This window comes from Ruegeria arenilitoris, from assembly GCF_013031355.1.
GTDB classification, from domain to species: Bacteria; Pseudomonadota; Alphaproteobacteria; order Rhodobacterales; family Rhodobacteraceae; genus Ruegeria; species Ruegeria arenilitoris_C.
Genome location: NZ_WPZO01000013.1, coordinates 26,049 through 37,645, shown reverse-complemented (window position 1 = coordinate 37,645; position 11,597 = coordinate 26,049). Strand labels below are relative to the sequence as shown.

The following is an 11,597-nucleotide window of genomic DNA, read 5'->3' as shown; positions in this document are numbered from 1 at the left end:
ACTTAGGTTTCCCGTGAAGCTGCAGGCCGGGAAGTCGCCAGGAGTTTCTTCAACTGGCTAACGAGGGTTTCGACCTCATCCCCGTCCTTGCGGATCAGCGCTTCGACCGATCCGCTCAGCCGCGCACGATCCTCGTTTGACAGCGTTTTTGCCGTGACAACGATGACCGGTATCGCCGCCCAGTCCGGGTTTTTCCTCATCCCCGCGAGAAACTCAAACCCGTCCATCTCAGGCATCATGAGATCCAGCAGAATGACGTCCGGCACGGATTTGGCAAGTTGTTGAAGGGCGTCCAGCCCGTTGACAGCCTGTTCGACCTGCCAGCCTTCCTTGCCGAGGACGCGGCCGATCATTTCACGCGTTGCGGCCTCATCTTCCACGATCAGAGCCCGGCGGGATGGCCGGGTCGGGCAATGCTCTTTCAGAGCGTTCAGAAGCTCGAGCGTGTCGATGGGTTTGCCCAGGTATTCACTGGCGCCCAGCGACAAGCCCTTGGTGCGGTCTTCTGCGAATGTCAGCATGATGACCGGTATGTCGGCCAGCTCCGGATCGTCTTTCAGTTGGGACAACACGGCCCAGCCGTCAATCTTGGGCATGAACACATCCAGCGTAATGGCGTCTGGCTTGGCCTCTCGGGCCAGCTTCAGTGCGTCTTCACCCTTGGTCGAGGAAAGAACCCTGTATCCTTCCTTGCGCAGCCGCCGCTCCAACAGGTCATGCACTGTGGGGTCATCATCGACCATAAGAATCAGAGGAGCATTAGGATCATCTTGCGGATTGCCGCTGGAAAGCGTCACGTCACGAAGGGGAGCAATGGCCGGGTCGCGGCAGATACTCGGAAGACGGATGGTGAAGGTCGATCCTTCTCCGAGAGAGCTGGCGCAGTGTATGTCGCCGCCCAGTTGCTCGCAGAAGACCTTGGTGATCGACAGCCCCAAACCGGTTCCACCATAGTTTCGGGTGGTGGAGGAATCCGCCTGGGTGAAGGCTTCAAAGACCTTGTCGACTTGTTCAGGCGACATGCCGATGCCCTGATCGGCGACTGCAAACTCCAGTTGGTCTGCCTCAGCCGACCGGCGAACCGACAGCGTGATCCTTCCGTTTTCGGTAAATTTGCAGGCATTTGACAACAGGTTGAGCAGTGCCTGACGTACCTTGGTCAGGTCGCAGACCATTTCGCCGACATCCTCGGGGCAGGCAACCTCAAGCCTGTTCCTATTTTTCTCGGCCAGCGGTTGCACCGTGGTGCTGACGTCCTTGATCATCTGGAAAACATCGAAAGGCTCCAGATCGAACTCCATCTTGCCGGCCTCGATCTTGGACAGGTCCAGAATGTCGTTGATCAGAGCAAGCAGGTGTTTACCGGCAGATTGGATTTTTGTCAGGTCACCCAGGTTTGCTTCGTCATTCTGATCGATGGCTTCTTCCAGCATCAGCTCACTGTATCCGATGATCGCATTCAACGGCGTTCGAAGTTCGTGGCTCATATTGGCAAGGAATGTGCTTTTGGTCTTGTTGGCCGTTTCGGCGATGTCCTTTGCCACCCGCAGTTCGCTTTCCACCTGTTTTTGGGCGGTGATATCCCGGCCGTAGATATTTGCATAACCGCCTTCCGGAACCGGCCACAGCAACAGGGCATAGATCAGACCGCCGGCCTCATATTCGAAATCTTGCCTTTGATCCTCGTGCAAACCTTTGGCGACACGCTTGCGCCACCCGGTTCCCACCCGGTCGCCGACCTTCAACTGCAACGCTGCGACCAAAGGAGCGCTGGCCTTGTTGGCGTAGATCAGTTTGCCCTGATCGGTGATGCGCAAGACCGGGTTGGGGTTTTCTTCAGGAATGCGCGCCAATTCACGCATCCGCCTTTCGGCCTGCCTAAGTTGCGTGACGTCCCGCCCGTATAGATTGACGTGCTTGGCGTCCGGGACCGGCCAGAGCAATAACGCGTAAACCATGCCATCGGCATGGCATTCAAAGTCTTGCCGTTTGTTTTCCTGCAATCCTGTCTTGACGCGCGCCAGCCAGTCCTCTGTGACTCCCGCCCCGACTTTGAGACCCAATGCATCCAACATCGGTTCGCTGGCTTTGTTGGCAAACAGCAGCTTTCCGTCTGCGCTGATGCACATCACCGGATTGGGGTTTTCCTCGGGTATCTGGGCAAGCTCGGCATTGCGCGCTTCGACTTTTTTCAGCTCGGTGACATCGCTGTAGATTGCGACTGTTCCGTTATCAGGGGTCTTGCGTTCGCTGATCTTGATCCATCCCCCGGATGTCCGGCTTTGCATCTGGGTGCCTTGGGGATGGTCGTGACGTTTCAGCCGTTGCGCCAGCCACTCTTCCTCACGTCCGACCGCATCCGCGATCACATTGAGCGACAGAGCTTTTCGAACAACCTGTTCAAAGGTCATACCCGGTTTGACCAGATCTTCGTGGCCCGGGTACAGCATCTTTCGATAAGTCTCGTTGGCCAAAACCAGGCGATCATTGGAATCGTACAGGGCAAAACCTTCGGGGATTGTGTTTATGGCATCGACGATCCGGTCCAATGCCCGTTCTGGCTCCTCAAAGCGCGTCTGACTGTCCAGCAGAGCCACTGCGCAGTGGGCCGCAGCGCGTTGTGCAAAATCAATATCGTCCTCGATAAAACCCTCAGAGTGACTAGTGCGAAAAGTGATGGCACCTAGGACCCGGCCAAGGGCTTTTATTGGCAGCACCATCGATGCGACGGCAGAGGCGGCATTGTTATCGATCGGCGTGTTATGAAGCAGTTGCAGTTTGCCGCTCTGCAAGACCTCGCCAACGGGGCCGGGTGACACCTGGATCGGAGTGTCATTCCAAACAATCCGGTCGTGGGGGGACCCTGAAACGGTGGCTTCGCGGAAAGAACTTCCACTTGTGTCGAGCAACGCCAAAGTACATTCATCTGCATTCAACGCAGCTTTCATGCGACGCGCTATTTCGAAAAGCAACTGATCCGATCCCGGCGTCTCAGCCGTGAGAGAGGCGATCTCGTCCAGCAGCGCCCATTTCGCGCTATCCGCTTTTGACACAGCGTGACCGTCGGATCGGTTCATATATGCGCTCTCCCGTTGGTGAGACCAGCACGTCAGTGAAAAACCAGTACATGGTTGCCTGACCTTTTAGCAGTTGAAAGGAAATGCAGAGGCAAAACAAGGTTATTGCATCCCGCCCATGCGCGCCGGAGGCCGCGGAATACCCTAACGGGCGCGTTCTGCGGTGATCTCTTCGCCCACGAGCGCCACGTCGCGCAAGAAGCCGTCGATATCCTCATGTCGCGTTCGGTGGTTGTTGAAGGCACAGCGAAGCCCATGCTTGCCTTGCACAGTCGTGTCCGATGGAACAGCAAGGCCGCGTTCCTGAAGCCGCAGCATGATCTCTGTGTTCAGCGCCTTGGCCGCATCCTCATCCGCCGCCACATGGCGGAAGCAAACGATGTTGAGGTCTACCGGCGCTACCAGTTCCAGCATCGGGTGCGCTTCGATCTGACGGGCCATGTAGCGCGCAAACGCGATGTCTTGGGAAATCAGGCGCCCGAACTTGGCGGCACCCTGTTCTTTAAGAGACATCCAGATTTTCAGCGCCCGGAAACCACGGCTGAGTTCCAAACCATAGTCGGCAAGAAACTCGCCTGCGAGCATCCCGCGTTCCTGGAGTTGCAGATAGTCGCCGTGCATTTCGAAGGTCGAGAAATGGGCACTGCGGTCCTTGATCAGAACAGCTCCGGCCTCAAATGGCGCATGTAGCCATTTGTGGGGATCGATCGCGACAGAGCCTGCCCGCTCGATCCCGGACACAAGATGCGCGTGGTCGGGGGCAAGGCGCAGCACGCCGCCGATACACCCATCCACATGAAACCAAAGCTGCTCGCGCTCGCAAAGATCGGAAAGGGCGGTCAGATCGTCTATGGCTCCGGTGTTTGTGGTTCCTGCCGTGCCGATGACGCAGGCTGGCTGAAATCCCTTTGCGCGGTCTTCGGATATCGCAAACTCCAGCGCATCGAGTCTGATCCGCTGGCGGTCGTCGCTTGGGACCTCGACCAGTGTTTTTGCACCAAGGCCAAGGGTCTCGAACGCTTTTTGGTGGCAGCTATGAACCTGATCAGAGGCGTAAAACCTCAGCGGCTTTTCCAAGGCTGCGATACCTTCTTTGCGCACATCAAACCCGGCGGCGAGGTTCCGGATGACTGTATGTGCGACGAGGTTTGCCATCGACCCGCCGCTGGTCAGGGTTCCACTGGCACTTTCCGGAAAGCCCGCGATTTCCTTCAACCAATCGACAACCTGCTGTTCGACCTGCGCCGCACCTGTGTTCCCTCCGCCAAGATTGCTGCCCTCAACGGCTGCAAGGAAATCACCCAACGCCCCGGTGAAGTTGCTTGCCCCCATGTACCACCCCCAGAACCGGGGATGAATATTGCCCATCGGGTAGGCGCGCACGAGGTCCCGATAGTCGCCATAGACCTGTTCCAAAGAGCTGGGGGCTTCTGGCAAACCTGTCCTGAGCTGTGCGCGAACGTCATCGGGCATGGGGCGCCAAGCGGGACGTTCACGCACCTGTTTCAAATGATCGACAGCTTCATCCACCACGACATGCGCAAGAGCGCGGGCTTCCTCCCAATCTTCCGGGTCGAGCGTTTCTTCCTTAATATTCCTCATGCGCTGCAACCTCTCTTTCTTAGTAAAGCGTGCGGGAGAATTGCGTTCAGAGCAATCTATTCGTGCCTTTGATCTTCCGCGCAGACGGCTCTGGGCTGGTGCACCGGTTTCGGGAACCTGTGCCCAGTCATCACAGGAAGAACTCTGCCCGCTGAACGACCCAAACCATCGCGATCAGGCTGGCACAGACGGCCACAGCGGCGCGGGAATTTACCCAGACACGGCCCGGTTGGCGACGCAGAAACAGCACCACTGGCCAGACCAGCAACACGATCATCACTTGCCCAACCTCGACACCTACATTGAAGGCCAGCAGGCTGTGCCAGACGTTTGGCGCATCCACGCGCAGGATCTGGTGCAACATGAAGGAAAAACCAAACCCGTGCAGCAATCCGATTCCTGAGGTGATTGCGAATGCCTTCAGGTCTCCGTGCCCTTTCTCTGGCGGCCAAACAGCCATTGCAGCGGCGTAAATGATGGACAGCGCAATCGCCAACTCGACGGTCGGGATGAACCACGCACCGCTTGGGGCGATGCCAAAGAAACCAAGGATCAGCGTGACCGTGTGGCCCAGGGTAAATCCCGTGACACGAGCGAGAAGGCTGTGCAGGTTCAGGGCGCCTATGATCATGCAGAGCACGAACAAGACATGATCCGGGCCTTCCAGAATGTGCCGAACCCCTTCAACCAAAAAGGTCGAGGCGGCGGCGGTTGCTGATCCCGTTACATTGACGGGAGTGTGCATCAACCCGGTGGCACGGTACGTCCGAACATCCTGCCCGTTGTAGTCCAGGATCAGGTTCGCCGTATCTTCCTGTCCCTCAAGCCCAGGGTTCGAGGAATGAGAAATGCTGTAGCCCTGCACTTGCCCGGTGGCAAAATGAAGGTGCAGATCCACCATGATGCCGCCGACATAGGTCTCGTCGGTTACCGGAAAGACATCCCCAGTGGCAAGCGCAGCGCGTGCCTCGTCCAGGGTCGCAAAGCCGGGTTCCTGCCCCAGAGTGTGCAGACGCAGCGAAACAATGTCTGCAGCCTGCTTCTGACCCTCAACAGCCAGCGAAATAGAACCAGCCGCGATGCGCGCCAGTCCAAGTGGATCACTTCGCAACGCGGACTGATCCAGATAGTGCATCAGCACGCCGTCTTCGAGTTGGTTATACGTATAAGGCGCGGGCTCGGGCAGCCCGTCCGGGCCTTCGGGGCCGACAAGCTCGGCCACTACGTATGGCATCGGTAGGCGCAAATAGACATCAAGACCGTCCTCAGAATGCACCACGTGATGAATGCGGACATTCTGGTTCAGATTGAAATGCGCCTTTGCGCTATCCGCGTAAAAGAAAACGCCCACTGCCATCAGTGCAATCAAGAAGAGCTTCACATGTTTCATTGAGCTACCCTTCCGTTTTCGCACTTAGGATCGTTAGCCCGTCCAGTTTCCACCGTTCGCCGTGGCGCGAGACGTTGAACATACCACGATAGAAAACAGCTCGTCTGTGCAGGTGGCCCCAATGGCCACCGCTGACGCGGGCTGTCCAATTTGCCAGGACCTGATGCTGGTTCTTTCCCCCCTCCGGCAGAAAACTCTCGACATTCAAATCCGAGATGTCTTCCACGCGTGCCAATGCACCCGATGGCAATGTCACCGACAAACCCCGGCGCATTTCGGCGCGCACGTCGTCGCGATTGCCCTCTTCGACGAATGGTTCCAGGGCGGCGGTGACCTTGTCGTTCTGCGTCTCAAGCATCGCCGTACTGATATTGGTCAACAGACCCTCTATCACCTGATGCGAGGCGACCTCGTCCGGTTGCGGCTCGGTCATCATTGGTAAGGAATGTTTGATTGGATAGGCGAACGCTGCAGCGACACCGAGGGCACCTGCAATGCCGAGGGCAACGTATCGCTGACGCGCTGTTCTGTTCCCTGCAAGACCAGCACAAACCAAAGCCAACAATCCCAGCCCTATCGTAATCAGGGGCGCTTGAGCCAAGCCCGCGGTTTTCACGATGACAGGAGCTGTTCTTGGGTCCTGCCAAGTGGTCAGGTGATTGTTCCAGCTGACGGACGGATCGGATTGATAGATTTGGGACGGGACTGCCCCGGCCGGATCGCTGAGCGTTACCGGAATGATTTCAAGGCCGTCCGGAAAAAGCTCCCATGTCATATCCACACGGGCTGGCAAAATCGTTGTTGGGTAAGACAAGACGACACCCATCAGCATCGTGTTCCGATTTGCCTCAGCCTGATCCGGTATCAGACGCAAACCCTCTGCGCCAACCTCGATGCGGGAGACCTGCACCGTATCAGGCTTCACCTGTGCGCCATCAATGGTGATCGGGTTCCGTTCAGAAAAAAACTTCGATGCGGTCGCCTTGATGTCTGCGACCTGATCTGCTGTCAGTCGCTCGGCCTCTCCAAGACCCAGATTGGTCCATTTTTCTAAGTCCTTCAGGCGAAAAATGATTTCGTGCCGGACCACGCGCGGCTCCATCGCCAGAAACGACATCATCGGGGATTTGTGGTGGCGGGTCAGATTGGGGTTTTCGAATTTGGTGAACCACGGGTCGCCCCAATCGGGCAGCATTGTCTCGGCCTGCGACAGGTACCGATAATCCGTGACCGGAACGTCCATGTGCTCGGCAACCACGCCAATAGAAGCCAAGGGCAAACCGTCGGGGTTCAGCGGAGGGGTGAACGTAATCCGTTCGGGTTTGCCCTGAAACGGAAAAACCATATCCACGAAAACAACCTTCTCGCTGCGCGGACGCGGCGCAACGAGAGTGCTGGCCGCTGTCTGCCTGAGAACTCTGGGTCGTACATCAATCGTCTGCGTTGTGCTTTGCAGTTCCTCTCCGTCCGCCAAGATATGGAAATTCTGCCCAGTGCGTTCCGCCAGTGACGTGTTTGAGCCATCCTCGGGAACAACAAAAATAGGATAGTCGCTCAGGTCTATCTCGAGGGTCGCCCGGACGTGGTCATCTTCAACCGACAATTCTACAAAGTTGGGCGCGGTTTCACCGCCGTAGGGTGACACAAGATCTGCAGCGACAGGGCTCGCACCAAAAACAAGACCCGCGAGCACTGGCACACGAAAGAGACCGACGATTCCGCGCGCGCACTGCTTAGAAATGAAACGCAACGGCCGCATAGATACCATTCTGATCCACGTCATACGCGAACTCCCCACCCGAACGATCATTGGAATAGTCAATTCCATAGAACTGGTAACCAAACCGCAAGGACGTGTTCTCCCAGCCTTTCCAGTCGAAACCGGCCAGAACCAGATATTGAAGGTCATCGCCATTGACCCCAAAGCCGCTCAATTCAGTGCGGGCGGCGAAACTCCAGGTGTCGTTGATCTCGGTGATGTAACGCAGCGCGATCATCGGCTCGAACCACTCTTCCGTTCCGCCCAGCGTCATGCCCGGCCCCGGACCCGATATGTCGATTTCCTGCTTGAGCCGGTTCCATTGGACGCCAATCGCCGCATCCGCCGCGTAACGGCGGCCCGAGGCGTTGACACCGTTGGCGAACCGGTAGGCGCCCTGAACGTTGAAGAAGGTTTGCCGGATATCGGCATCGACGCTCGCCCCGCCGACCGGCAACGCCGCATCCGCAGCGAGCTTTACGTAATAGACCTCGGATATGATCCCGAAATCGCCGTTCCACCCTTCGTAACGCACGGACGCCGCGCCCTGCAGCAGGTCCAGAACGTCACTCAGGCTTAGGTCCAGATCGACGCTGCTGCCATCAACCGTCGACGTACCCGTCGTGCTGAACGGCAAGAAAAGGTACGGCGTGATTGAGTGCCGCCACGTGCCTTCGTCCTCTTCGGAACGGGCCAAGGATTGCGCGCTTACGGATTGCCCAAAGGTCAGGGCCAATCCACCAGCCAAGATCAGTTTGAATCCAGCACTCCGCATTGTGTTGCCCCTACCAGTTTACAAAGAACCGGCGCGGGCAGTTCTGCGCGCGCCGGTCAATCAGTTGGTCAGTTGTCGCCGGGATACGGGAATTCCTGTCCCAGAACTTCTGACGCCTCCTCGTAAATCGGGCGCAGCACGTCATCTACATCGTCTACGCCACCAAGTGTGAATTCAGAAAACGTCATCACATCCTGCGGAACACCAGCTTTTTCTGAGAAATTGAGCCGATCCTGCATGTCAGGCGCCTGGGCCGGCGCGGCCAGTGGCGGCGCCCATGTGCGCTCTTCCGTGACGGCCATACGAATGGTTATGTCGTCTTTGGTCACATTCCAGACCATGAAATCATCTGCCAAGCTTAGCGGGCCGTCATAAGTAGACCGAATTCGTTCATAGACGCCGTTGGCCGTGTCGAAGTCATTGAAAAAATGGTAGGCGACCGCGATACGCGGCTGGATGTCGCTCATGACTTTTCCGAACGCTTCGGGGGCTGTGTGTACCTGTGTTCCGACCAGAAGGGCGGACTCGGGCGTGAATTTCATTTTTGTGACCAGTTCCGGCACCGCAATGAAGCATTCATGTATCGCGATATCGGCGTTCTGTGCATATTCCTTGAACCACTTGTTCGGGTAGGTATCTGAGCTGAAGACAAATTTCAGACCGTTCCATTCCAGGGCATAGCTGACTGATCCGTCTATGGCATGGATTGCCGGGAACGAGCGGATCGTCACGCCGTTGTCCTCATAGACCACTTGGTTCTCACCCTTGTAGTCGAACTCGTTGATTTCCAGGCTGTAACCTCGAAAATCCGTGTTTCCGGCGCGCGCAGCCAAGTCCCATGTCAGCATTCGGCGCATGTTTTCCAGCGCGTAGGCTGTGCCCAGTTCCTCGACTGGACCACTTGGCCCCCAGACGCGCAGCGGAACATTCCGACCCATCAGTGCGCCGCCGATGAATAGATCGTGCAGTGCCCCGAAATGGTCGGTGTGCAGGTGTCCGATGAAGACTTTGTTGAGGTAGTTATACGGAATCTGCAACGACGAAATCCGCTCGGCTGATCCCGAGCCGATGTCGAACAGGAACTTGTCACCATTCCCAAGCTCGACAAGGAAACACGCTGCGGCCTGAGCTGCGCGCGTCGTTGGCATGCCTGTCCCGCAGGCAATCACGCGCATCTCATCTTCGGCAAGGTCCTCGGTGTTGGGATAGTAGACATCCCGCGGGCGGTCGCGGACCATGATCGGGGACACTTCCTCTGTTTCCTGTGCGTAGGCCGCGGAAGGTGCCAGAATCCCGATTACTGTTTCGGTCACGGTCTGCGGCGCAACAGCCCAAGCCCCCAAAGCCAATCCGATCGCGAAATGTTTGCTGAATATCCGAAAGTCTGAACGTCGTGCCATAGGATTTCCCCCTTTTGGACGCGTGAAAAGGCGGCAGGAAAAAGTCAGGAAATATCATTCCGCCGATGAAATCTCATGGAATTGTGCGACTTTAATTGAAAGCAGGTAAGTGACTCACGGTGAGAATTAAGGTGACTCACGCCGATTTAATTGCATAAATCGGAATGTGAGAGTTTCTATGGGCCAGATTTCAGATCTACAGAAACGTGACGCACTCGCCCGCCTTTTGGATGATTCACATTTGGAAGGCACTGACAGGCTGCGGGCATTTTTGACGTATATCGTCGAAGAAGAGCTTTCGGGCAGAGGCGCGGATATTCGCGGAAAGACCATCGCTCAGGATGTTTATGGCCGCGACACGGCAGATGGGGTCGATCCCGAGAATATCGTGCGCGTGGACGCGCGGCGTCTTCGTCAGCTGTTGGAGTTGCATTACGAAGGCAGTGGCAAGCACGACCCCATTCGCCTTTGTATTGATACCGGTGGGTATCGCCCTCGCTTTGAGGCTGCCCTGACCAGTCCGGACATGGTGGACCCGGTAAAAGCCCGAGGGGCCTGGTTTCCAGTCGCCGCCTTCACGTCAGGAGGCATCATCGGCGCAGTTCTGGCGGCTTTCCTAATTCAGGATGAGAAGCCTGTGGTGCAGGAGCCGTCGCCTGGCAACCTGACTTCAGTTGAACCGTATTTGCTGCAACGCGCGGCAATCTATGAAAAGTCGCCGACGGCACTGCAGGCCTTCAACCTCGCCAATCAGGCAAGGGCGATGATTTTCCCGATCTTTGACCGGCCCCGCCAACTTCTTGTTTTGTCAGTTTTCGAGCGTGTGATCGAATTGGACCCCGACTATTTCGGTGGCTATGCAGGTGCCGCGCAGGCATTGGCAACGCTTGCGGTTTTGACACCGCCGTCAGAAGACAAGGACAACTATGCGAAGGCCGCGATGGAGTTGGCAAATGAGGCCGTGAGGCTTGCGCCGGATCAGGCCTGGAGCCAATCGGCCAAGAGCTGGGCCTATTTCGCCGACCGCGACTACGAGGCGGCCCTGACACTTGGTCGGCGCGCGTCGCATCTGGACCCTGACGACGGGGCTGTCCTGGATTTTCTGGGGGCGGTGGCGCTTTTCAGTGGCGAATTTGAAGAGGCTGTCGAAATTGCGGACCGGCAGTCCTTGCTTGATTCAAGCAATCAGAGATTTGCCAACCGAAACATCTCTGGTGCAGCCAATTTTCATCTTGGTGACTACCGCAAAACAATCGAAAGATTTGAAGAAGCCAAACAGCTTGGCGACCCTCTGAGTGCACCGTCGCTTGCCTATACCGTTGCCGCGATGTCCGCACTTGGCCGGGATAGAGACGCCCGCGCACGGCTCGCTGAGCTTGAACGTGCATGGCCGAACGCACCGATCGACGAGATGCTCAGGAACACTCACAGCAATGCGGAACATGCAGATGCGGTCGTCCAAGAGTTGATCAGATTGGGTTGGATTAGCCCGTCAGGGCGACACAGTACCAGCCAATAGTATGGCGCGACCGCGGCTTTGGACATGCTGCTCTGCACCATGACAACACACCGCCGATCTCCGCTTTGGGTCGTT

Annotated in this window: 6 protein-coding genes; 1 reads left to right on the top strand and 5 read right to left on the bottom strand. The window is 57.0% G+C overall.

Annotated features, from left to right (window positions below; genetic code table 11):
• Positions 1–2 precede the first annotated feature (2 nt).
• From GOX63_RS20890 to gntH, 5 genes are all read right to left on the bottom strand, one after another.
• Complete coding sequence (locus tag GOX63_RS20890) at positions 3–3,077, bottom strand: response regulator (protein WP_170328563.1); 3,075 nt, start codon at positions 3,075–3,077, stop codon at positions 3–5.
• Positions 3,078–3,221: 144 nt separating this feature from the next.
• Positions 3,222–4,679: a pyridoxal phosphate-dependent decarboxylase family protein gene (locus GOX63_RS20885; RefSeq protein ID WP_170328562.1), complete on the bottom strand. Its 1,458-nt coding sequence runs from the start codon at positions 4,677–4,679 to the stop codon at positions 3,222–3,224.
• A 130-nt stretch (positions 4,680–4,809) separates the two neighbouring features.
• Positions 4,810–6,069, bottom strand: a complete 1,260-nt coding sequence (locus tag GOX63_RS20880; RefSeq protein ID WP_170328561.1) for a HupE/UreJ family protein — start codon at positions 6,067–6,069, stop codon at positions 4,810–4,812.
• Positions 6,070–6,073: 4 nt separating this feature from the next.
• Positions 6,074–7,978, bottom strand: coding sequence for a hypothetical protein (locus GOX63_RS20875; protein WP_170547072.1), 1,905 nt, complete (start codon positions 7,976–7,978; stop codon positions 6,074–6,076).
• 693 nt (positions 7,979–8,671) lie between these two features.
• A complete protein-coding gene (gene gntH, locus GOX63_RS20870; protein WP_170547070.1) occupies positions 8,672–10,003 on the bottom strand; it encodes a guanitoxin biosynthesis MBL fold metallo-hydrolase GntH in 1,332 nt (443 codons plus the stop codon).
• Positions 10,004–10,181: 178 nt separating this feature from the next.
• On the opposite strand from gntH, the gene GOX63_RS20865 reads away from it, so the two are divergent.
• Positions 10,182–11,522: a tetratricopeptide repeat protein gene (locus GOX63_RS20865; protein WP_170547068.1), complete on the top strand. Its 1,341-nt coding sequence runs from the start codon at positions 10,182–10,184 to the stop codon at positions 11,520–11,522.
• Positions 11,523–11,597: the final 75 nt, after the last annotated feature.